Raw genomic sequence first — 24,667 nt, forward strand, 5'->3', positions numbered from 1 at the left:
TTATGCCTTACGACAGTACCAGCATTGTTTTACATCACATTGGCAAAGTATTTGTTAACGCCCGTGGTCAGGTTACCGCTCTGACTGACATCAATATTTCTATTGGTGACGGCGAGTTTTTTTCTATTGTCGGTCCCAGCGGTTGCGGCAAGACTACCCTGCTGCGCATTCTCGCCGGCCTGGATACAGCATCAAGCGGTACTGTGACAATCAAAGTTACAACCGATGATCGTCCGATAAACTCTATGGTATTTCAGGAACAGTCAATCTTTCCCTGGCTAACTGTTATGGATAATGTTGCCTATGGCCTAAAGTTACGGGGTATTTCTAAAAAAGAACGTTATCAAATTGCCGAAAAATATATTCGCATGATTGGCCTGACTAAGTTTGCCAAAGCCTACCCGCATCAGCTTTCCGGCGGTATGAAACAACGGGTAAGTGTCGCCCGGGCTTTTGCTAATGATCCGGAAATTTTACTGATGGATGAGCCCTTTGGTGCCCTTGATGAACAAAATAGAATCCTGTTGCAGCAAGAATTGCTGCGAATTTGGGATGTAAGCAAGAAAACCACTGTTTTCATCACCCACAGCATTGATGAAGCGCTCTGCCTGAGTGACCGAATCTTAATTATGACTGCCCATCCTGGCACCGTAAAATCAATTGTAAATGTAGACCTGCCCCGCCCCCGCGATATTGCCGCTATTAGAACTACGATGAGGTATAACGAGTTATTCCAATCGATTTGGCTGACACTGCGGGAGGAAGTATTGAAAGTTAAAGACAGGGAATGCGCTGATAACTAATGCAAAGAAAACACTGAGAATAACTTCTCAGTGTTTTTGTGGCAGGGGCAGAAGGACTTGAACCCTCAACCAATGGTTTTGGAGACCACTACTCTACCAATTGAGCTATACCCCTATATGGAGCGGAAAACGAGATTCGAACTCGCGACCCTCGCCTTGGCAAGGCGATGCTCTACCGCTGAGCTACTTCCGCATATTCGACTTTCGACCTTAAACGTTCGATTTTCGTCGTACTTATCGAATGTCGCATTTCGAACATCGAATGTTGAGAGTGGCGACCCAGATCGGATTTGAACCGACGACCTCCGCCGTGACAGGGCGGCATTCTAACCGCTAAACTACTGGGCCGTGTTATTTACTATCTCCCTGACGAGATCTAATATTACCATGCTTTTGACATAATATCAATAGGTTTTAGCGGAATTTCTATATTTTTTTAGTATAATTCTGTTATTATCTATATTTTGATCGAAATGCTGCGTTAAAACCCTGCTTTGGGGAATTTGATCAAATTCCAGCAGATATGGTGAAAAACTCTTGCTAATGAAAAATATTATACTGATGCATTTTCCGGTAAACAGTACTGCGGGCAACGCCCATTGTCTTAGCAACATGACTAACGTTCCCTTTGAATTTAAAAAGAAGGTCAATGATCTGCTGCCGTTCCTGTTCACTTAGATTGTGCTTCATTTTCACTGGCTCACGTAAATTATCCGGTTTTGCTGCGGGGGAAGTCCGAATACTCATGCCTTTGTTATCGATAATAAACTCTGGTAAATGCTCCAACCGAATTGTATCACCTTCGGCTACATTTATTGCCCTTTCTGCAATATTTTGCAATTCACGGACATTACCTGGCCAGTCATACTGTTCGAGCAACAGGTATACTTCAGAATCAACATTTTTAATAGTCCGTCCCAATTCATTTGCCATTTTCGTAAGGATGGAATTAAAAATAAGCAGTATATCCTCCCGTCGTTCCCGTAACGGTGGTATTTTAATAGAAATAACATTGAGCCGGTAATATAGGTCTTGGCGAAAATTACCCTGTTCTACCTCGCGCGCCAAATCCTTGTTAGTGGCACAAATAATTCTTAAATCAATTGGAATAAGCTTATTATCACCAATTCTAGTTAGTTTGCGTTCTTGTAGTACTCTGAGTAAAGTAACTTGCAGTTCCAGGGGCATGTCCCCTATCTCGTCGAGAAAAAGGGTCCCTCCTGACGCAAATTCGAATTTTCCCGGTCTCCCGCCACGTTTTGCTCCGGTAAAAGCGCCATCTGCATAGCCGAATAATTCGCTCCCAATCAATTCTCTGGGGATAGCGCCACAGTTAACGGCTACAAAGGGCCCTTTTCGCCGCGCACTCTGATTATGAATTGCTTGCGCAAAAACCTCTTTTCCTGTGCCGCTTTCCCCTTCGATAAGCACGTTAGACATACAACTGGCAGCCTGGAAGGCTGCTTGAATAGTCTTCAATATTGCCGGACTTTGCCCGATAATGTCACCAAGCCGGAAAGCAGCCTGAGCACCACTTAAGCGGTTAATTAGATTATGCACCTTTTTTATGGGGCGCAGTAAAATAACTCCCCCTGCTAACATTCCCTGGTCATCAAAAATTGGCCGGCCAGAGGATATGCAGTGCAGCCGCCCTAAACTTGCATCATTAAAAATTTCAATATCATTATAAGCTTCCTGCCGTTCAAAAACACCTTCCACAAAGGGTGCTTCGCTGCCAGCTAATTCATTTACAGACTTATTGAGCAGAGTTGAACCTGACTTGCCGAAAATTTCTTCCACTACCAGATTGACTTGCCTGACAATTCCTTTATCATCAATTATGATGACTCCATCTGACATCGTGTTGAAAATGTTATCCATGCGGTTATAAGCTAATACTATTTCCCGGTTCTTTTCCCGTAGTTTCAAAGTCTGGTAAGCATACTTTGATATTGTATTCGCTACGGAAAAGAGAACATTAGCTGCTGCCTGAATCTTTTCTTCCGGAATAACCGGGATTTTTTTAATTTCAGTTATATATTTATCCGGGTCCACACCAATTTCACCGGCAATTTTCAGACATTGTTCTTCATTAGGAGCCGCAGTCAAGATTTGTCCCCCAAATATTGCGCCAATTGAGATTCCATTCAATATAATAGGAGCGACAAAATCAATTAAACCAGCATGACAATGGTACACAGCAGGCCTTCCCGTACGGATTGCTTCTGCTATCCCCAGCATATCAATCTCCTGACAGCGCTTTCGTCCAACCTCGGTCGACCGCATGATATTCGTGCAGAACTCACAAAAACGGCTCGGGCGGGTTATCGCATTACCGTCACTATCCTCAGTTAAACTACCCATACCGACACTTAAGGCAAAGTTATCTTGAAATTCCTGGAGAAAGGGCAATTCAATAAGTTCAGTCAATCTTACTGTAGCCATTGGTAAGGTTCACTCCCCTCGACAGTCATTTTTCTCCGCGGCCTGAAGCCATTTTCACTTTAATTTTACCATCTTATATAGAAATTTGCTGTAGATAATAAATTCCAGCAAATAAATGCCTTACAGTTCGGGCTTTTGAACTGTAAGGCATGCAGTCAACCTAGGTATCTTAAATGAACTTATCATATACTTATAGCAATATACATGCCAACATATTGAATGGAATAAGCATTGATTAAACCGTTTTTTATCGTTACTATAAGGTCTAAAGCCATAATTGTAGCATATTGTTGCAAGAATTCGCAAAGTGTATTGCTTTCAAGCATATAAGCATACTACACACTGATACATTTTTTCACTTGCTCTCAAATTGCATTCTTAGCCACATTAGCATAGTAGTCTCTCAAAGACTGAATATCTACATACAACTCGGTTTTGATAGGATAAACGATTGAGCACATATAATTGCCGATAGTAAAAGAAATGGCTTTGTATTGAGCAAAATTTTTATAGTAACACATTGTAAAATTATTGCAAAGGTCAATTCTTGAGATCTCAAAAACTTCAAACGGGGTCATTAAACCTGTTTTAAGAACCTTAGATAATGCCTCTTTAGCTGTCCACAGAAGAGTTAAACCTGTTTCATAGGGAGTAACCAAGGGAATAATCCTTGTGGTTTCAAACTCGGTAAATTGCCCTGCTAAAACACCGTTTTGGGAGGAATCAATCTTTTCCAGGTCAATTCCCATAGGATGTGCTTCCGGAAAGGCAAGTGCCGCTCCATAATCCTCACAGTGGGTAATACTGACTTGAATATTTTGCTTGTTGGATATAACTATTGGCTGAGTAAAGACACCAGATTGAATGACAATCTGCGTTAACTTGTCTTCACCGGTTAACGCAGCTATCGCCTGTTTAGCAACAAAGCGCCCGATAAGATAACTTCTGATCCGCTTTTCAAATTTCAATGTATTGTAATAATTACGTTCTTGAGTATGCAAGTGCGAAATTATCTCGCCATAATCTGTTTTACAAGAAAAAAAACAGCAACATAAAGTTGCTTTAAATATATTCTCCTCTCTAATTAAGTCCAACTTACCAATATAAACACTACTGTTTGGCATTTTGGATTATACCTCTCAATAAATTCCAGCTAAATTTTCCAATCGTTTAATCTCCTGATCGAAGGGAGTTAAAATATCATAAAATCGTGATTCAGAGTTCTTCTCTACGTTATGCTTTACAAAGTTAGCTAATGTTCCAGCTGGTCCCAAATCAATATAGTGAAACTGATAAATTTCTTCTAGCTTAAGTATGGTTTTTTGAAAAAGAATTGGCTGCCGAACAATATCCCAAAAATACTCTGGCGGGATATCAGTAATACGTTCACTCGATAAACATGATATTATTGGTATTTCAGGTGTTCTAAAAGAGAAATTGTGTAAAAACTTTTTATATTCACCTCCTGCCGGATCAATTTTTGTTGAATGAAAGCCATACCTTACAGGAAGTGTTAAAAATGGGACATTTGTAGTTTTTAAATGGTTTTCAATAATTAATAAATTTTCACTAGCACCAGAAATGACAAAATGAGAAGCATAATTTACTGCAGCTAATTCTGAGTAGCGGAAAATTACAGAGGACTGGTTATACAATTCCGGCTTATTAATAACTGCTACCATCCTGCCAGTTTGACAATGGTCCCCAATTAACTCCACCTGCTTCAGAATACAATCTAACGCATCCTTCAGTGAAATCATTTCCGCAACTGCTGCTGCGGTAACCTCTCCTAAACTTGCCCCTAAAACATAATCAGGATTGATTCCCAGTTCGACTAATACACGTGCCAAAGAATATTCCACCATAAAAATTGCTGGATGAGTGTATAAGAGGTTATCAAATTTATCCGCTTTGCTTTTGGCAGGATTGTAAATTTCATCAATAATTGAAATACCAGCACTTTGATACACCATGTCATTCAACTGGGATAACCAGTGTCTAAATACGGTATTTTGATGATAGAGTTCTCTGCCCATATGGTAATACTGCGATCCTTGACCTGAAAACATAAAAACAATAGGTTTTCTCAATCACCATCATCCTCTTTCTTCATCAAAGTTAAGGTTCATGGTACCAGGGCATTATGATCGGTATCTTGTACTACAGCCTTATTTTGATGCACATTGAACCATGCCGCATACATGGTCGGCAAAACCAGCAGTGTTAACACAGTGGCCCCAAATAATCCGCCTGCAATGGCTACAGCCATAGGACCCCAAAAGTTGCTTAGCACCAAGGGAATCATCCCCAGCATGGCCGTTACTGCAGTGAGCATAATGGGGCGAAACCTTTGTACCGCAGAGTCAATAATTGCATCCCAAGGTGTTGCTCCGGCTGCAATGTGCTTTTCAATCTGATCCACCAGAATTACTGAGTTTCGTATGATCATACCGGAAAGAGCCAAAATGCCAAGTTGAGCCACAAAACCCATTGGGCGCTGCGTCAATATCATTGAGAGACTAACCCCAATAATACCCAACGGAGCGGTTAATATCGTCAAAATCACCAGTGACATTTTCTCAAACTGCAACATTAATAAGGTAAGAATAATTAACATCATAATTGGCACAGGCAGAGCCAGGTATTCCTGGGATGAAATACTTCTTTCGAGTGAACCGCCGATATCGATGTTATAACCTAAAGGTAAATTATTACGGATATCGTTTAGCTCTTTATATACTTGCTTAGTTGCGTCATTTCCAGTAATTCCTGATGCTACCTCGGCCTGCACGGTTACGGTTGGTTTAAGATTACGACGCCAAATTAAGCCTTCTTCAGCCTCAAAGTGGATTCGGGCGATTTGCTCCAGTGGAACAAATTGGCCATTACCGATATGAATTGGCATATCTTTTATATGGGCTAAATCTTTTCTATTCTGAGAGTCCATACGGTAAACAATGCCAATTGTTTGGTCACGTTCCCGAAATTCTGCCACTTTCGCTCCAGATATCTGGTTTTGTAAAGCCGCCGCCAAAGCCTGACTATTTATTCCAAGTATACGCGCTTTGTCCTGATCAATCTCTAAATGCATGACTTTTATTTTTTCATTCCAATTAACATTTATATTGCGTAGCCATAAATTTTGCGCCATGAGCTCACTTACCTGGTTAGAAATTTCCTTTACTTTTGCATGCTCATATCCTGACACTCTAAACATAACAGGGTAGTCCGCAGGCGGGCCGGTCTGGATCAAATTGATATGCCCACGTACATTATCAAATTTTTCCGCAAACAATGTATTGATTTTTTGCATCAATTCTGCACGTGTTTTTATATCTTTAGCCACAATAATGAACTGGGCATAATTGTTAGCCTGAGGCATTGCTTCCATACATATTACTAACCTGGGTGCACCCTGGCCAACATAATAGCTATAACTGCTAATATTGGTATCGTCAGTAAGATATTCAGCAAATCTCCGGGCCTCATATTCGGTTGACTGGAGGGAAGACCCTTCAGGTAAAGTCAATTCAACAATGAGTTCAGGACGCATGGATGGCGGAAAAAATTCCTCTCTTACGAATTGCAGTAAACCAATAGCCCCGATAAAACAGACCAGTGTTATACCAAGCACCAGTTTTCGATGACCTAAACACCACGTAAGAACCTGCCGGAAAAGCTGATAAAATTTCGCATCATACACAGCATGACCATCTTTTTCACCAGGCTTTGACTTAATTAGTTTATACCCCAATAAAGGAGTTACCAGAACAGATACAAACCATGATATCAGTAAGGCGATGGTAACTACTTTGAAAATACTGCTCGTGAAATCTGCTGAATCACCTTTAGCCAGTCCTAAGGGAATGAAGCCTGCACATGTAATAAGTGTTCCTGTCAGCATTGGAAAAGCAGTAGCCGTATACGCATAGCAAGCAGCCTTAGTCCGGTCCCAGCCTTGCTCCATTTTAACTGACATCATTTCTAAGGAGATGATAGCGTCATCTACCATTAATCCCAAGGCAATAATTAATGATCCTAATGAAATCTTATGTAAATCAATATCTGCTATTCTCATGCAGACAAATACGCCAGCGAAAATCAGCGGCATGCCTACAGCTACAACAAGTCCTGAACGTATGCCAAGACTAAAAAAGCAGACAACCAGTACAATGATTACAGCTTCACCCAGTGTTTTAACAAATTCGCCAATTGATTCTTCAACTACTTTGGGTTGATTTGACACCTGGCTAATTGTAAAACCAACCGGTAAATTCTGTTTAATCATGGCTATAGTTTTATTCAGATCTTTACCCAGATTTAGTATATTACCGCCATTTTCCATTGATACCGCAAGACCGACTGCCGCTTGACCATTATAAAACATCTTTGGCTCAATTGGATCAACATAATTTCGCTGTATCTTGGCGATATCAGCTAATCTGATTGTATGGTTATTGGCACGAATAGGTAAATTACGAATACTCTCAATATCGTCAAACATTCCCGTGACACGTAAATAAATATTATCTGACGATGTTTCGATTGATCCTGAAGCCGCCATAGCATCTTGGGTTTGGATAGCGCTTATAATGGAATTTGGATCAATTCCAAGCTGAGCCAGCTTGCTGCTTTCGATTTCAATATAGATTTTTTCTGTTTGGACCCCTATCAGATCAACTTTCTTCACGCTTTGTACGCCCAATAAAATCCGTCGTATTTGTTCAGCCTTTTTTCGCATTTCTTCATAGGTGAATTCATCAGAAGTCAATGCATAAATGTTACCAAACACATCGTCAAACCGATCATTAAAATATGGTCCAACAATGCCTTGCGGTAACGTATGCCTGATATCATTTACCATATTGCGCACTTCCAGCCAGATTGGACGGATATCCTTGGGATTCACAGTTTCTTTTAAATTGACATAGATCAATGCTTGTCCCGGACGTGAATAACTTCTTATATAGTCCAACTTAGGTGTATCCTGCAGTTTTTTTTCAATTTTATCAGTAACCTGTTCTTCTACCTGACGCGCGTTAGCCCCTGGCCACTCTATAGAAACAAGCATTGTGTGGAGTACCATATCAGGTTCTTCCATTCGTCCTAATTGAACATAGGAAAAGGTCCCTACTATCAGTATGACAACAATGAAATAGTATACCAGTTGTTTATGCCGCAGGGCCCATTCTGTTAAATTGATATTCTTCATAAGACATCACCTGCAATACGCACTCTTTGCCCTTCGCGCAACTTATGCACTCCTGCCGTGACGATAACCGCACCTGCCTGCAGCCCTTCAATAACCTGAACTTTTCCATCACCAATGGTACCAATTGTAATGGGATTTAGATTAACTATATCATTATTGACAACCCAAATATAAGGCTGATCTTGGGTCTGATAAATCGCCGTCACTGGAATATATAATGCCTTTTGACTGTTAGGGCCTGTAATCGTGACATTAGCTGTCATGCCTAGCTTAATGCTTTGCGGAACATCAGGCAAGCTGATACGCACTTTATAGGTACGGGAGATCTTATCCGCCATAGGTGAAATCTCTCTCACTTTTCCATCTACCACAACATTTGGCTGTGCCCAAAATGTGACAGACACTTGTTGTACATTACGAACTTCTTCGATGCGATTCTCCGGAATACTGATTTCTACTTCCAATGCGCCGTCCTTGACAAGCGTAATAATCGACTGTCCGGCACTTACCACTTGATTGATTTCAGCATTGATGCTGGAAATCACTCCCGGGCTATCAGCATAGAGACTGCTGTAATCCATTTGATTGGCGCTTTGTGCATATTGGGCTAACGCTTTGCTGCGATCAGCCACGGCAGTGTCATAAGCAGTTTGATACTGATCATACTGTGCCCGGCTAATAGCATTTTGTTCATATAACTGCTTGTAGCGCTGCAGGTTACTCCCAGCAAGTGCTACTTGTGATTCGGCAGAGTTTACCTGAGCTGAATTAATATTCATAGTCTGTTGAATGTCTTTGGGTTCGATTTGCATTAGAACATCACCAGGATTGACTACACTCCCCAAATCCACATTTCGTTTAATAATCTTCCCGTTTACCTGAAAAGCCAGCTGACTTTCATAACGGCCGCGTACCTCACCGGAATAGTTAGAATTTATACCATAGGAATTTTCTTCGACAATTTGCGCCCGCACTGCTGGTATTTCTTCTGTTGCAGGCTGCGTTTTAGAACATCCGCTTATGTTTGCACCTATCAGCAGAATCAAGCAAATATAAGCTCCCACAACGTTTCGTCGTTTTGCCACACAAGCCCCCCCTTTCACGCATTTTATCCCGCTTATTTTATCTTTTGCGGCAAGTTAAGACTCCCGCCTCTGCAAGCGGCGTTTGTTCAGGTGGGGCAGACTCCCCACCTGAACCGGATGTTTCAGCGATGCTGAAACAAGTTCACTCGCCCAGTTCCAAAATAAAAGGGCAAGGTTATTACCCTACCCATGTAACCAAGCAATCTAACTAGAGTGTTTATTTTTTTCTATAAATGAGGAAATTAACCGCCTGGCAATGCTAAACGGAATAGGTTTAAGTTTGATTTGCGGAATATCATCAACTGTATACCAATCTGCGTGTAGAAGTTCATTACGTTCGATGGTAAGATCACCTTTATCATACTCTGCATTAAATGCCAGCATCAGGGAATGGGGAAATGGCCACGGCTGATTTCCAAAATAAGTTATGTTTTTTATTTCAATACCTACCTCTTCTCTGGCTTCCCTTTTTAAACATTCCTCCAGCGTTTCTCCAGCCTCCACAAACCCGGCAACAACTGTATAAAAATCGGTTTTTAGATTCTTTACTAACAGAATCTTGTCTCCTTTTGTTATCGACAATATCACTGCTGGAGACAAACGGGGAAAAGACATATAGCCACATTTTGGACAGACTTTAGCTCGTTCATCTGCTTTCGTTACGGTAGGTTCACCGCATTTTCCGCAGAATTGATGTGTCTCATCCCAGGTGATTACCTGTATTGCACAACCGGCAACCCTAAACATATTGTCTTCAATTTGACCATATAAGTCCATAAGACCTTGAAATTCCATATTATCTGGCACTAATTGCCCGGCAGCATATACTGCTGTATAGCATGCCTGTTCACCTATGTTGCCAATGTAATGCCTATTTGTAAGTTTAGTTTTACTACTATCAAGATCATCTGAAGATGGAATCGCAAAACCTCCATCCACTTTTTTTACCAACAACTTATTCTGCTGGAATAAAAAATAAAATACCGGTACATCACTCTGTTCTGGCGGAACACATCCAGATTTAAAATTCATCATTCTCTCCTCTTTTCTTTTTTATCTAGTCGCTGAGTTAAGAATCCCCCCTTTATCGGCGGCGTGCTGAACAAATTCACTTTTTGATCACGCATAATTTGACTGTCGCACGGCGCAGAAGTTAGTTCTGGATACTAGCACTAATGAGTGTACAGAGCACTTGAGCAGATTATCGCTTGTCCAACTACCCGTCTAACCAGCCGGTGTATGGAAACAAATTGTAAAAATCACTGCAGATTTATTTTATTGTATCCTTATTTTGGATATTCTGTCAATAAAAAACTAGTGCAATATTCTGTTATTTAGTGGAAAAATTATTCGGCCACTGCTTCAGGCTGATCAGCCTGTTGTTGTGGACCGCCAGTCAGCGGTGGTCGTCCAGGTATTTTTTTCCTGCCGCAAACGCCGTGCCTGGAATATCACATTTTCTAATAGACGGTGATGGTTTGCTGACAACCAGGGTCCTTCCAACTCCAGGCCGGTAAAAGGAATATCATATTGATGAGATAAGGCTCGAATAAAAGCTTGGCCATTTATGGATGGTTGACAGGTGAACAAAGCTATATTAACGAGTCCGTCGAAAACTCCTGTCTCAATTGAACTTAGATACTTCCCTACCGCAACACTCGCCTCAGTAAAAACATTGTCGTTTATAAACCGGTGACCTTCTTTTAAGATATTTGTATAGGATACATGTTTATCATATACAATACCTGAACCTTGAATCGCTTTACGAAACCGTTGATTCATGAAATCAGCAAGCTGTAATGTAAAACACGAAGATATGGCAAGATTGGCTTCCTGTGCGTCTTGCGGGGAATTAAAGGAGGAAGAAATTATTGATCCTAAATTAAATTGCTGTTCTAAGCTATCATACCCTTTTTTAAATCCATAGCTTCTGGCGCAATCGGAAAAAAGATAGAGTATAAATTCGTGAAATCCCACGATTTTGGGGATGATTCCCTGTTGGCTGCAATAGGTGATTAACGGTTCCCGGATAAAAGCCATAGAGCCCCCGCCAAACAGCAATACTTTTGGCGTTTCATCCAGTGTGGCTTTTAAAGGGATTTTTCTTATCTTCCTGGCCCATTCTTCAAAGAGCTTTCCAGTTCCTGCATTCCTTTATGAAGATTAGGGACAACTTTGAGCATTTCTTCATGAAATATTCCGGATGCTTCTTCCTTATCAAGGGAGATGATTTTTAAAGCCCATTCTGCTTCATCAAATAGATCGCCCAAAACAAAAGCGGTTACTATATCCTTGCCAAATTCAAGTCCTTGTCCAAGATAATTGTTTTCCAAAGTAGTAAAGACGGAATAAAGGACATTAGGGTTTCCTATCCTTTCTGAAAAAACTTCCCAGGCATCAGGCCACGCGCCAATTTGACAAGGACAGGCATGTTCAACCCCCCAATAGACAAACAGCTCATCTTTTATATAATTTTTGGCAATATCTTCATAGTACATTCCTGCAAATAAATTCAGTGATGGACATTCCCTGCCAGAACATAATAACTTAGAATAGTACATCATATCGAAGGTTGGTTCTAAAAATCTGATACGCCAGCCCCGCTGTTCAAAGATGCTTTTAAGAAAAGGTGTTGCATTAAACATATACTGATTAATCGGCCAAATGTGTTCCACTCGCTGATCGTCGATAGTAAATTTATTACCATTACCATCAATAATATGAGTGAAATCCTCCGAGAAAGAAGCAGCCTTAAAATTTTGGTTCATCATTCTATTTAGGCCTCCAATTTGAAATTTCTTTTTTTGGACATTTCCCGCTCTTTAAGTTCAATAATATCCAAAAATGCGCCTACGCGAGTTTCAAAACCGGCATGAGCAGTATGTGAGTCGAATTCTAAATAGCAGAATACTTCTCCCGCTAATTTACTGCGGAAAGTATGGTACATGCTGACATCAGGCACACAGGAAAAACAGGATACCAGGCAAATATATACGTTAGGCGTTTTTTTCGCATAATTGATGGCATTTATAGTCTGTCTGGTAAAATACCAAACACCATTGCGGTCAGCTCCGTTTTCTTCCACTTGCGGCAACATATCAGCAGTGACCACATTATATCCTCTGCTGGTTATTTTCCGGGGCAAGGCCAAATTGGCTTCTGCAGAACAAATTACATAGGGCCTGCCGGCGAGAACAATCGTTGGTTCAGAAATTATCTTGTATAAATTCTCCTTTTTAAATTGCTCAAATTCTGTTTTATAGGACTCATAGTGAGCAAAGGCCCGTTCACCGGCTCTTACCGCAATATTTTTATCGATACATAGCTGCTCCCCTAACTTTCCGATCTGTTTAAGCGAAGTCTCTCTAAATTCATCTGAAAAACTGATTGGGAGCGGCAACAGCCTGCTGCTGTCGAGATTAAATGCGGTTCGAACCAAATCCGGAATAATTTCCGCATTACCGCAAATATAGTTATGTGTTTGGTGATCCGGGTTTTTCCCCTCAAAAACATGGGGTAAAAAAATGTAGTCAACCCCTTGCTGCAACAAATCATAGACTGCACCGTGCGCGATCTCACAGGGGTAGCAGATCGATCCCAATGTTTTTGCGTTTCCCTCTTTCGAGGCCTTGGATAAACTAACATTAAATCCTAACTCATTGATGAGTTTAGCATAAAATGGGTAGAACTCATACGTAGTTAAAGCCAGAGGAATCCCGATCGTACCCCGGGGGTGCCGAAATGTTTCGGCACCATATTTTTCAAACATCAGTTGATTGCGAACCGCAACCAGATCCTGTCCTTCAGCCTTTAACCGGCTGTGTTTTGGCTTTACCTCATATTTTGAACATAGTCCGCCAAACGGAAATTCCTTGCCCCGGACTTGAATCTTTTTAATTTCGCATATATTTTCACAAGCCGGGCATTTGAATGTTCTTTTTACTTCCATAGCACCTTTGAGTAACTCTCCCAAGTTATATGTTTTTAGCGAAAGTTCTCCTTCGTTAATCATATCCTGGGCCATTAGGCAACTGCCGACACACCCCATTAACTCAGGGTATTGCGGCACAACTACTTTGCGTTGGGTTAAAGCCGCTATCGCCAGGGCAACTGATCTATTCAGGGCTACCCCACCTTGGAACAGCAACCTTTCTCCCACTTCTCTTACGCCGACTAAACGGGAAATATAATTTCGTATAATTGAATAAACAAGGCCGGCAATAACATCTTCCGGCAGGGCCCCCTGTTGCAGGGCACTGCGTAAATCAGTATTGATGAAAGCGGCACATCGTTCTCCAAAAGCAATCGGCTGCAGGCTGCTTTCCGCCTTTTTGCTGATATCTTCAACAGAAATACCCAGATCCACAGACACTGCTTCTTCAAGAAAACTACCAGTCCCGGCTGAACAGCCATCATTCATGGCGTAGTCGACAGGAATTCCGTTGAGGAAGGAAATAAACTTCGAATCTTGTCCGCCGATTTCAAATACCGTATCCACATCCGGTACTTCTTCTGCCGCTGCTCTGGCATGCGATAAAATCTCATTAAAGCTTGGGCAGTTTTCGAAAAATACGGAAACAATTCCTCTGCCGGACCCTGTGACTGCAATTTGAACAACATGAATCTTTTTTTCGCCCACCTGTTTAACCAATTCCTGCAGGCAATTATTCACCGCAGTTATGGGGTTTCCGTGAGTTCGCAGATAACAGCTTGCATCAACAGTTCCCCGTGATAGATTAAAAAGAATCGCCTTAGTAGTTGTTGAGCCGGCATCGACCCCCATGATATAAGATGCGCCTTCAACCACTTTACGGGCATAATTCCCCTGTACTCTGTAATCAAGAAGGTTTTCCGCTTGGCGAAGAGGCGGCATGCTAAAAGGGGCTTGGGGCTCCTTAATACTGATATTTGAATAGAAAACAGCTGCTTGCTGAGGTAATTCATCTGCAAACAGTGATGCGCCAAAAGCCTCAAAACAAGGACTTTCTTCCCGCACTATCAGCTCTGAGTCTTGAAATAACCGACGTAATTGTTCAATAAATGGCTCATTTAAGGCTAGCCCGCCGATAACCATAATCGACCTTGTTTCCCACCGCGCCGCTGCCACCATTTTATATACTTTTTTTGCCAAATCATCAATCAGCGATTTGGCAATATCCGCGCGGCTGCATTCGCCTTTATTGAGCTTATGCGTGGCATCTGATTTGCAATAAACAGAACAACGGGTAGCCAGATCCACCGGGTTCCCGTTCAGGCTCTCCTGAATTCCACGCTCTAATGTCAAATCCATCCTTTGAAGTTGCTGGACTAAAAACTCACCTGTCCCGGCGGCACACTTTGATGAAGGAATGATATTGCGAATCCGCCCGTCTTTCAATGTATACACACTAAAAATTTCTCCGCCAAGCGAAAGCAATATATCTGGTTTTAAATCAAAATGCGCCAATGCTCTTTCTAAGCATTCCGATTCAGAACGGTATGGCAAATTAAATAATCCTTTTACAGCTTGTCCGGTAACTACCATTTTGACTTTTCCCTGTGCCGGATACCGTTTGATAATTTCCTGAACCTTTTCCAATGGGTTTCCTTCATGTCGTTTCATACCCATATAGTACTCTTGTGAGTTTGTCCTGCGGACCCACTTAACAGCTACAGAACCTATCTCCAAACCCTCACAAAAAGCTTCCCCGGTAATATTCCCCATGACCTTTTGCCTCCTCTAATCCCCGTTTATCTTTGCAGCGAATTAAGCCTCCCGCCTCTGCAGGCAGCGTTTGTTCAGGTGGGGTAACCCCCCCACCTGAACCCGCCGATGTTTCAGCTATGCTGAAACAAGTTCACTTACTAAAACCAACCTTGTTGTTACATACCTCCGGACATAGCATGTTTCTGGAACTGCCAGTTCCAAAAACTATTGTTGCTACTGCTATTTCTGAGATAACCAACCTTGCTGCAGTAATCTAAATAAACCGCGATTAACTCTTCGTTGATTTCAGGGCAAATTATGCCGCCCTGTGCCAGCACTTTTCTGGTATAGGTAGTATCGACATGTGATCTTTGTACCATTGAGGGATTAAACATAATTAGTTCAGTTGATATCGAACGGTAACTATTATTTTCACTATGCAAGTTGTTCATATATTCCCCGGCGCTGACAAACCGAATAGGATAACCCACTTTATCAATCATCGCTATAATATCTTTATAAGTCTTATAATCCGGATTTGATAAGTGATAGGTTTGATAGAGATTCTTTACAGACATACTAAGCCATACTATGCTCCGGCTCACATAATCAATAGGCGTTATATCAAAATGCCAGGGATTATCTATGGCCATTCCCAGCTCAATTGCCGTTTTGAAAAAATCATAGAATATACCAGGAGTATTGGTCAGGTTAAAGGGATAATATCCCAGCTTACTATCTCCCATAATGTAACCAGACCGCATTATTATCCATTTTAAATCTTTGGTGGAGCGAATGATTTTTTCTGCTTCAAACTTAGATTGGGAATAGCCAAGTTTGTTAAATTGCTGGCCAAAATCAAAATCGTTTTCGGTAAAGACTTCACCTTCTTTAAACTGGTGATCACCCATAATCCCATAGATGGTAGAGATATGAATAAAATATTTTTGTGAAGTTTTCAAAGCAAAGTTAACCATATTTTGGGTTCCAGCAATATTCACACCCTTTACTTCATTATATAATCCATGAAGACTGGTTTTTCCGGCGCAATGGACAACCATATCAATTGTTGCTGCTAATTCTTGATATAATTCAGGCGGCATTTCCAAAGAAGGGTGAGTTATGTCCCCTAAGACGGGAATTACACGGCGGTCAAATTCGGATAATAGTTTGTGATCCGGATCATGAACCTCTAGCATAGCTTGAATCCTTTGCTTTGCTTGCACGAGATTTTCCGCCCTTAACAAGCAATACAGCATACTATCACTATGATTCAGATATTCCCAGACCAGTCTCCCTCCCAAAACACCGGTAACACCAGTTAATAATATATTTTTTGTCTTAAGTTCTAGTGAGTCAGCCGGCAACTGGGATGGTTGCTTTGTTGTCGAAGTCAGTTTTTTAATTTTACTGTTTTGCCCTGCTGCATTCCTGTTGTTACTAATCATTGGTTCTGCTGCGGCAGGCTGGTGCTGGTTAACTTTCCCATTAATATACCCGGCCAATTTATTAACTGTGTTTTGATCAAAAATAACCTCCATATCAACTATGTCGCCAAATTCCTTTTGCAGATCATTAATGATTTTAATTCGGGCAAAAGAATCAAGACCATATACCTCAAAATCAACTTCCGGGTTCAATTCTTCTAGTTCTAAGCCTAACTCTTGTGCAACAACATGTGTAAGCAAGTCTTGAACTTCGTTAAATCCGGCAGCAGATTGTTCTTCTTCACCCCTATAGTATTGGTCAATTATTACCTGCTGCAAAGAATTTTCGTCATCGAATGAGTTCATTGTAGCGTTCGGGTTACTTCCTGCCTCCTTTATCTCTTCCATTTCGTTTCGCACTAGATTCCCGGCCTGATTATTCAGTTGATTTCCTGTAGTAACAGGTTCTCCACATGACGCTAAGTGATTATCTTTTGCCGAAATCCAATACGACTTCTGTTCAAATGGATAGGTCGGCAAAGAAATTATATTTCCGTGATCAAGCTTTTTCCATGGTACTGAAACTCCTTCAACCCATAAAGCGGCCAGTTTCTCCATATCATGTTGTCGGATTAACACATTTACCTTCTCCCGGGATTGTTCCTTGCTCAATACTGGCAGCAATCCGGCTGTACAGCCATAGAGGATGGTATTAAGATCAGCGGCCGTCTCCTGGTGATTAACAAATTTTGTTAATCGGTCAATAAAATCGTTCCATGTCTCGCCAATGATAGCCATTCTTTCTTCCATAGGTTCCCGGCCGATCTGCAGAGTATACGCGATATCCGCAATAGCAGCATTATCTGTAGGAACTGCACTGGAATTGCTGCAAAAATCACGCAACCGCTTGGCATACTCATACAAACAAGCCTTAGTCCTTGCTGAAAGCAACATAATTTGAGGAGCAACACGCTCACATTCCTGTGCTTTTGTTATACTTTGGTACTCTTCAAGGATCATATGCGCATTTGCCCCGCCAGCTCCAAAAGAACTAATGGCCGCTCTTCGGGGAAGAGTTTGAAAAATGCCATTTTTGTTTTCTGTTATGGGAGTCCATTCCGTCAACTTTTGCTGTACATAGAAGGGTGAATTATCAAATTCAATGTTCGAATTAAGCTTCTCTGAATGCAATGAAGGCACGATTTGCTTATGCTTTAATTGCAGTAATACTTTGGTTAGCCCTGCCATCCCTGCAGCTGCTTCTAAATGTCCAATATTAGATTTCACAGATCCGACCGCACAGTACTGCTTATCTTGAGTAAATTTATGATAAGCCTTAGTTAACCCATTTATTTCAATAGGATCACCAAGCGAAGTACCTGTACCATGTGCTTCAATATAAGTGATAGTACGCGGGTCTACTTGCGCTTTGTGCAGCGATTCTGCTATCAGGTCGGCTTGCGCAGTTAAATTAGGGACGGTGTATCCGTTAGTTTTTCCACCATGGTTTATGGAAATATCTTTAATTACTGCGTAAATCTGATCTTGATCAGCAATAGCTTTTTGCAACGGTTTCAACAGAACAGCCCCTACACCCTCACCGGGTACATAGCCATCCCCGCCTTCGCCAAAACTACGGCAACGACCGTCACTGGACAAAAATCTGTTCCGACATAACTGCAGATATTTATTTGGATGTAAGGAAAGACTAACCCCACCCGCAATGGCCATTTCACAATCGCCGTGACAGATGCTATTGCAGGCTAAATAAATAGCTGTCAATGAGGAGGAACACATGGTATCCAAAGCTATACTCGGGCCATTAAAGTTATAAAAATAGGAAATACGATTAGCAATCGAGGCAAAGGATTGAGTTGGCAGTACACCATTCTCCCTGTGTCCACCCCCCAAGAGCTGATATTCGCTCCACATAACCCCTGCAAACACTCCCACTTTGGCGTGCTCGCGTAAGCGGCTCTTGGTATAACCGGCGTCCTCCATAGTCTCCCATACAGTCTCCATAAAAAGTCTTTCCTGAGGATCAATCTGCTGGGCATCCAGGGGGGCAATATTAAAGAGCAACGGATCAAACTTATCGATATCAGCTAAGAAACCGCCCCACTTAGAATACATGGTTCCTGCTATATCTTTATTACGGGTATAATATTGACGGTAATCCCATCTCGAAGGGGGTATTTCCGTGATACAATCCTGGCCATCACGCAGATTTTGCCAAAATTCCTGCATATTGTCCGCCTGAGGATAGCGGCCTGAAACACCAATGATGGCGATATCTAAGGGGCCTATTTCTTTTTTCTCCTGAGCTTTTGTTCTAGGAGAGATAAATCTGGATCGTTTACGACTACTAAAGGATGGTTTTACAGGTTTTGTCCTAGCGGCAAAGCAGCTGGGATCATCAATAGTTGCTGCAGCTTTATCCTCTATCTCAAATAAATGGAGGAGTTGCTTCCGGTATGATTGTAAGAAATATTCACTTAATTCCTGGATGTTTTGGTATTCAAAAAATAGTGTTTTCGGCAATGACCCAAATCTTTTTTCTAATTGATTGGTTAATTGCATAATCATGACCGAATCTATGCCGTATTTCTCCAGCGGAGCATCCTCTTCAATCCGCTGCGGCGGCAACTTAATAATGGAAGAAAACAGTTGTTTAAGAAAATCTACGACTTTTCCCCCCAGCAAATTTTGCTCACCTGCCGTAACCGCTTTGTTTTGTTCTCCGCCAGCCGGTTGCGTTGTCTCAGTATCGATGGATTGCCCCAAGAAAACTTCATGAAGTCGTTTGCGGTCACCTTCCATAATGGCCATTTGCTCAAAGCCTAAGGCAATGCCCTGGTACAAGGCTCTGATACCAGTTGTAGTCTGCATGGCAACCAGCCCCATGTTTTGCCGCATACTGTTTTCAATTTTGGCGTCAACTCTCATCCCACCATCTTTCCACAGCGGCCAGTTGACAGACAGGGTTTGTCCCTGCCGCTGGCCTGAAGCGACCAAGGTAGTGCGATACGTGGCGTAAGCATCCATAAAAGCGTTGGCAGCTGCGTAGTCGCACTGTCCTGGATTGCCAAAAGCTCCGGTCACAGAAGAAAAGAGAATAAAGAAGTCAAGCGCCAATTCTTTTGTTGCCTGATCCAGGTTCACAAGCCCTGTAACCTTGGGAGCCAGGACTGCCTGCAATTCGTCGCTGGTTTTCTTAATAATGAATCCATCCTGGATCATACCCGCACTGTGGATAATGCCGTGAAGGTCGCCGAATTCTTCCCTGATACCTGTGATTAGGTCGGTAACTGCCTGCTTTTGGGTCACATCGGTTTGTCTGTATACCGCACAAGCACCCAAGGCTTCCAGTTCTTCTAATTGGGCTTGCTTACCGTTAGTAAGCGGAGAACGTCCAGTAAGAATCAATGTCGCATTCTTAACCTGCTGCGCGATTTCTCTGGCAAATAGGCGTCCCAGACCACCAGTGCCGCCAGTGATCAGATAGATACCCCTGTCTTTCCATGGAATTCTTACTTCTTCCGGGGAAGGTTCCATTTCACGCCAACTGGCAACATAACGTTTATCGTCCTGATAGCAAATGTGGCTGCCAACAAGACTTTGGCTATTCTCCTTCAGCTTTTCTGCCAGCCCTGCTGCCGCTTCTCCCGGTTCCACCTCAATCAACTGTCCAGTCAGTCTGGGATTTTCCAGCTGCGCTGTTTTCAACAGTCCGGAGAGTCCTGAGAAAAGCCGCTGCTGACCCTGGCTGAAAACGACTATCTGGAGCAACACTTTGTCCTTGGTTTTTTGTTTGAGGATGGTTTGGATTTCTTCAAAGGCTTTTGTGGTATAGGCTTGGAACCGCTTGGCTATGTCTTGCTCCTTTGCTTCTACGGTGAGAAAGCGTACCCCCGTTATTTGCGTTTGGATGCTTTCCCGGATAATATCGCCCGGTTCACAGAGCATAACCAAATGCTGATCATACTCAAGGCCTGCGGCTTGTCCGGCAAGACCTTGTTCTTGCCAGCATGGCCGGAGCATTAACGTCCCGGGAACTGACTGCGATCCTGCCGAACCTAATTCCCCTTCCAGAACCCTTGATGAAAACCCGGTCATTCGCACACAGATATTTCCTTGCCCGTCACACAGGTCAATATCGAATTTCGGCAGCTTAGCTGTGGCTTTACTAGATTCACTATAGCGAATCCAAGCCCACATTTTTGCTGTACAATTGCCCAGGATGGCAAGTTCCTGCAGGGCAAAGGGAAGCGGCAGCTTGAGGGAACTTGTATCCTGTATAGTACCAGCACCCAGCAGTAATCCCAGCGACGCCTGCAAGGCCGCATCCAGCAAACTGGGATGCAAAGTGAATTGCTGTTGTGTACCGGCGACTGAAGAAGGCAGGGACAGCTGCGCCAACACCTGATCTGCGCCCAAATATATTTTCTCAATCCCCTGGTGGCCCGGACCATAGGCGAACCCCATAGCCCGGAAAGTATCATAGCATTGCAGGGCTGAAAGGGTTGCCTGGCTGCACTGGGCTTGCAACTCTTCAAGGTTTAGGGCTGGAAGCGCTGCCGCCTTGCTCAGCACGGCGCTGCCCTGGCTGTGTACTACCGGCTCTGCCTGGTTCTCTTCGCTATATATTTCAAAAGATAGCAGTCCGTTATCCTCAGGGAAGATTCCGGTATGCACCTGAACCGGCTGGTCTCCCAGGATAATGGGGCGTACCCAGACTACATTTTGGAGCCGGATTCCGGTCTGGCCGTCCTCCGGGGCTCCTGCCGCCTGTTCCACTGCGGTGCGGGCCATCTCAAGGCAGGCCACGCCAGGCAAAACCGGTTTGCCTTTTATGATATGATCAGCCAGGAAAAATTCCTTGCCGGTGAAGGTAGAGGTAAAACGCTGTTCATATAAGTTAGATGTATTTTGGTGCAACAAGGGATGAATAGAGTCTGTAGTAGCTGTAGCTGCCGCTATGCTGTGATCAGCCCTGGCGTCAACCTCAGGAATCCAGTACCGTTCTCTGGTGAAAGGATAGGTTGGCAAGCTGATGCGCCGGGGCTTATTGTCACCATAAAGCTTGTTGCAATCAAACCGTAACCCTTTGACCCACAGTTCTAGAAATTTCCCATACTTTTTGCGGCTGATCCATTTATCAACGGCTTCCGACAATTCTTCATCCACAGTAAAAATTGATACCGTCTCGTTATTGTGTTTGACCTGTCCCTGGTACAAATCTTCTATATCAGCCTTACCTTCCAGAAAATCATTTAATTTTTCTTCAAGTTCTGTGATCGAGCAAACAAGCACCGCCAGACGTTCTTCCATAGCCTCGCGTCCTACCTGAAGCGTATAGGCCATATCGGCCAGACTGCTGTCGGTAATTTGCTGCGCCTCAATTGCGCTCAACAATCGTTGCACCTGCTCTTGCAGCTGCTCCTTACTTTTTGCCGATAGCATGATAATTGCCGGCGTGCCGGGGGTAACCAGCGTTTGAGGTTGTTCCGGGCTTGGGGGAATATATTCTTCGATCACGATATGGGCATTTGCTCCTCCGGCGCCAAAGGATGATATTCCGGCCATCCTTGAGCATTCCCTGATTTCGCCATTGCTATTGAGCACCGGCTGGTTCCAATCCGCAAGTTTCTGCTGGACTATGAAGGGGGTATTGTTGAAATCAATATGGGGATTTAATACCTCAGAATGCAGGGAAGGCACTAATTGGCGATATTTTAGCTGGAGCAATACTTTCGTTACTCCGGCAATTCCTGCCGCACTTTCACAATGCCCAATATTCGATTTAGCTGATCCGATTGCGCAGAACTGTTTATCTTTCGTGTAGTCCTCAAACGCTTTCGTCAAGCCCGCGATTTCAATCGGATCACCCAGTGAAGTTCCGGTACCATGAGCTTCCAGATAACTGATCGTCCGGGGATCAATCCCGGCTTCCTTAAAAGCTTGGCCAATAACACTGGCTTGGGCGTTGGGGTTTGGCACTGTATACCCGTTGGTCTTTCCTCCATGATTGATGGAGGTCGCTTTGATAATGCCATAAATGTGATCGCCATCGGCAATGGCTTTCGACAGCGGTTTGAGCAGTACCGCCCCTACGCCTTCTCCGGGCACATAACCGTCGCCGCCTTCACCAAAGCTTTCACACCGCCCTTTACTGGATACAAACTTACTCTGACCGAGAAATAGGTATTTGTTAGGGTGAATGGAAACATTGACACCACCGGCTATCGCAAACTCGCATTTGCCCAGTTGCAGGCTTTGGCAGGCCAGATGGATTGCGGTTAAAGAGGAGGAACACATGGTATCCACAGCCATGCTGGGTCCATGGAAATTACAAAAATAGGACACACGGTTGGCTACTGATGATGGATTGCCCCAGACAGCGACCGATCGGCCCTGAATCTGTTCCTGGGCTCCATATAGCTGGTACTCTTCGTACATCACTCCCACAAAAACCCCTACATTGCCTTCCAAACCAGAGCCCTGAATCCGTCCAAGCTCTTCCCTTGTATAGCCTGCGTCCTCTAAGGTTTCATAGACGCACTCTAAAAATAGACGCTCCTGAGGATCCATAATTTCTGCTTCGCGGGGTGAAATAGTAAAGAACAGCGGATCAAATTGATCCTCACCATCAATAAAACCTCCCCACTTGCTGTAGGTTTTTCCAGGTTTATTTCTGTCTTCATCAAAGTACAAGCTATGATCCCAACGATCTTGGGGAATTTCAGTAATACAATCCTTTCCTTCCCGCAGATTCTTCCAAAATTCATGGATATCTCTCGCTTGCGGATACCGGCCCGCAACACCAATAATGGCGATATCTAATGGTTTTTTTTCTTCCCTGGATTCTATACGCAGGGATGCAAAACGGGAACGTTTGTGACTGGCAAGGACCGGTTCTTTAGTCCCGGTCACAGGGATATGGTCTTGGATATCCGGGACAACTGCTGCTGCTTTTCCCTTGCTTCCCAGTAATGCTATCAGTTGATCCCGGTAAGCTTCCATGAAATATCCGGTTAATTCCCGGATATTTTGATATTCAAAAAACAATGTTTTTGGCAGTGAACCAAATGTTTTTTCCAGTTGAGCTGTCAATTGCATAACCATGATCGAATCGATTCCGTACTTTTCCAACAAAGCATCTGCATCAATACGATCAGTTGATAATTTGATGACCGAAGCAAGCATTTTCTTGAAATAATGTATGGCTTTTTCCTGGAGCAAATCCTGGGCAATGACTGGCATTACTTGGTTTTCTTCGATGGAAACCGGTGCTTTTACGGTTTCTGTTGTAGACGCTTGCCCTAAGAGTTTGGCCTGAATCTGTGTAAGATCGCCTTCCAGTACCATCATTTGCTCCTTGCCGGCGAGCAGGCCCTGATACAGAGCCCGGATGCCGACTTGGGTCTGCATGGCAACCAGTCCTGTGTTTTGCCACATTACCTTTTCGGTTTCGGCGTCAACTCTCATCCCACCATCTTTCCACAGCGGCCAGTTGACAGACAGGGTTTGTCCCTGCCGCTGGCCTGAAGCGACCAAGGTAGTACGATACTTGGCGTAAGCATCCATAAAAGCGTTGGCAGCTGCGTAGTCGCACTGGCCTGGATTGCCAAAAGCTCCGGTCACAGAAGAAAAGAGAATAAAGAAGTCAAGCGCCAATTCTTTTGTTGCCTGATCCAGGTTCACAAGCCCTGTAACCTTGGGAGCCAGGACTGCCTGCAATTCGTCGCTGGTTTTCTTAATAATGAATCCATCCTGGATCATACCCGCACTGTGGATAATGCCGTGAAGGTCGCCGAATTCTTCCCTGATACCTGTGATTAGGTCGGTAACTGCCTGCTTTTGGGTCACATCGGTTTGTCTGTATACCGCACANGCACCCANGGCTTCCAGTTCTTCTAATTGGGCTTGCTTACCGTTAGTAAGCGGAGAACGTCCAGTAAGAATCAATGTCGCATTCTTAACCTGCTGCGCGATTTCTCTGGCAAATA

Annotated in this window: 11 protein-coding genes and 3 tRNA genes; 1 reads left to right on the plus strand and 13 read right to left on the minus strand. The window is 43.2% G+C overall.

The features are described from left to right. The first annotated feature begins 2 nt into the window (after positions 1-2). Positions 3-803 (plus strand): ABC transporter ATP-binding protein, encoded by an 801-nt coding sequence (locus SALPA_RS26450; RefSeq protein ID WP_145101161.1) that lies wholly within the window; start codon positions 3-5, stop codon positions 801-803. Positions 804-842: 39 nt separating this feature from the next. On the opposite strand, the gene SALPA_RS26455 is transcribed toward SALPA_RS26450, so the two are convergent. The 13 genes from SALPA_RS26455 to SALPA_RS26515 all read right to left on the minus strand — a co-directional run bounded on the left by SALPA_RS26455 (position 843) and on the right by SALPA_RS26515 (position 24,653). Then, positions 843-918, minus strand: a tRNA-Trp gene (locus tag SALPA_RS26455). Between the two features lie 3 nt (positions 919-921). Beyond that, positions 922-996 (minus strand) — tRNA-Gly (locus SALPA_RS26460). Between the two features lie 79 nt (positions 997-1,075). Next, a tRNA-Asp gene (locus tag SALPA_RS26465) sits at positions 1,076-1,151 on the minus strand. A 192-nt stretch (positions 1,152-1,343) separates the two neighbouring features. Continuing rightward, on the minus strand, positions 1,344-3,248 hold the full coding sequence (locus SALPA_RS26470) for a sigma 54-interacting transcriptional regulator (protein WP_145101164.1): 1,905 nt from the start codon (positions 3,246-3,248) through the stop codon (positions 1,344-1,346). Between the two features lie 365 nt (positions 3,249-3,613). Further along, positions 3,614-4,372: a 4'-phosphopantetheinyl transferase superfamily protein gene (locus SALPA_RS26475; protein WP_145101167.1), complete on the minus strand. Its 759-nt coding sequence runs from the start codon at positions 4,370-4,372 to the stop codon at positions 3,614-3,616. Between the two features lie 15 nt (positions 4,373-4,387). Then, positions 4,388-5,338 (minus strand): acyltransferase domain-containing protein, encoded by a 951-nt coding sequence (locus SALPA_RS26480; protein ID WP_145101170.1) that lies wholly within the window; start codon positions 5,336-5,338, stop codon positions 4,388-4,390. Between the two features lie 35 nt (positions 5,339-5,373). Further along, positions 5,374-8,460, minus strand: a complete 3,087-nt coding sequence (locus SALPA_RS26485; protein WP_145101172.1) for an efflux RND transporter permease subunit — start codon at positions 8,458-8,460, stop codon at positions 5,374-5,376. Further along, complete coding sequence (locus SALPA_RS26490) at positions 8,457-9,545, minus strand: efflux RND transporter periplasmic adaptor subunit (RefSeq protein WP_255451374.1); 1,089 nt, start codon at positions 9,543-9,545, stop codon at positions 8,457-8,459. The genes SALPA_RS26485 and SALPA_RS26490 overlap by 4 nt, the downstream gene beginning before the upstream one ends. Before the next feature lie 204 nt (positions 9,546-9,749). After that, complete coding sequence (gene nudC, locus SALPA_RS26495; protein ID WP_222428132.1) at positions 9,750-10,580, minus strand: NAD(+) diphosphatase; 831 nt, start codon at positions 10,578-10,580, stop codon at positions 9,750-9,752. Positions 10,581-10,916: 336 nt separating this feature from the next. Beyond that, a complete protein-coding gene (locus SALPA_RS26500) occupies positions 10,917-11,585 on the minus strand; it encodes a hypothetical protein (RefSeq protein ID WP_145101178.1) in 669 nt (222 codons plus the stop codon). Positions 11,586-11,650: 65 nt separating this feature from the next. Next, positions 11,651-12,316, minus strand: coding sequence for a hypothetical protein (locus SALPA_RS26505; RefSeq protein WP_145101181.1), 666 nt, complete (start codon positions 12,314-12,316; stop codon positions 11,651-11,653). A 5-nt stretch (positions 12,317-12,321) separates the two neighbouring features. Further along, positions 12,322-15,249 (minus strand): acyl-CoA dehydratase activase, encoded by a 2,928-nt coding sequence (locus SALPA_RS26510; RefSeq protein ID WP_145101184.1) that lies wholly within the window; start codon positions 15,247-15,249, stop codon positions 12,322-12,324. A gap of 158 nt (positions 15,250-15,407) precedes the next feature. After that, the gene (locus SALPA_RS26515) at positions 15,408-24,653 is read right to left on the minus strand and encodes an SDR family NAD(P)-dependent oxidoreductase (RefSeq protein ID WP_255451458.1); all 9,246 of its coding nucleotides are present in this window, start codon (positions 24,651-24,653) and stop codon (positions 15,408-15,410) included. Positions 24,654-24,667 lie beyond the last annotated feature (14 nt).

The organism is Sporomusa sp. KB1, assembly GCF_007830295.1.
Taxonomy (GTDB): Bacteria; Bacillota; Negativicutes; order Sporomusales; family Sporomusaceae; genus Sporomusa.

Coding starts and splice junctions, on each gene's coding strand:
- SALPA_RS26470 (WP_145101164.1), bottom strand. CDS start 3,248: ATGGCTACAGTAAGATTGACTGAACTTATTGAATTGCCCTTTCTCCAG.
- SALPA_RS26450 (WP_145101161.1), top strand. CDS start 3: ATGCCTTACGACAGTACCAGCATTGTTTTACATCACATTGGCAAAGTA.
- SALPA_RS26510 (WP_145101184.1), bottom strand. CDS start 15,249: ATGGGGAATATTACCGGGGAAGCTTTTTGTGAGGGTTTGGAGATAGGT.
- SALPA_RS26485 (WP_145101172.1), bottom strand. CDS start 8,460: ATGAAGAATATCAATTTAACAGAATGGGCCCTGCGGCATAAACAACTG.
- SALPA_RS26505 (WP_145101181.1), bottom strand. CDS start 12,316: ATGATGAACCAAAATTTTAAGGCTGCTTCTTTCTCGGAGGATTTCACT.
- SALPA_RS26500 (WP_145101178.1), bottom strand. CDS start 11,585: ATGGCTTTTATCCGGGAACCGTTAATCACCTATTGCAGCCAACAGGGA.
- SALPA_RS26475 (WP_145101167.1), bottom strand. CDS start 4,372: ATGCCAAACAGTAGTGTTTATATTGGTAAGTTGGACTTAATTAGAGAG.
- nudC (WP_222428132.1), bottom strand. CDS start 10,580: ATGATGAATTTTAAATCTGGATGTGTTCCGCCAGAACAGAGTGATGTA.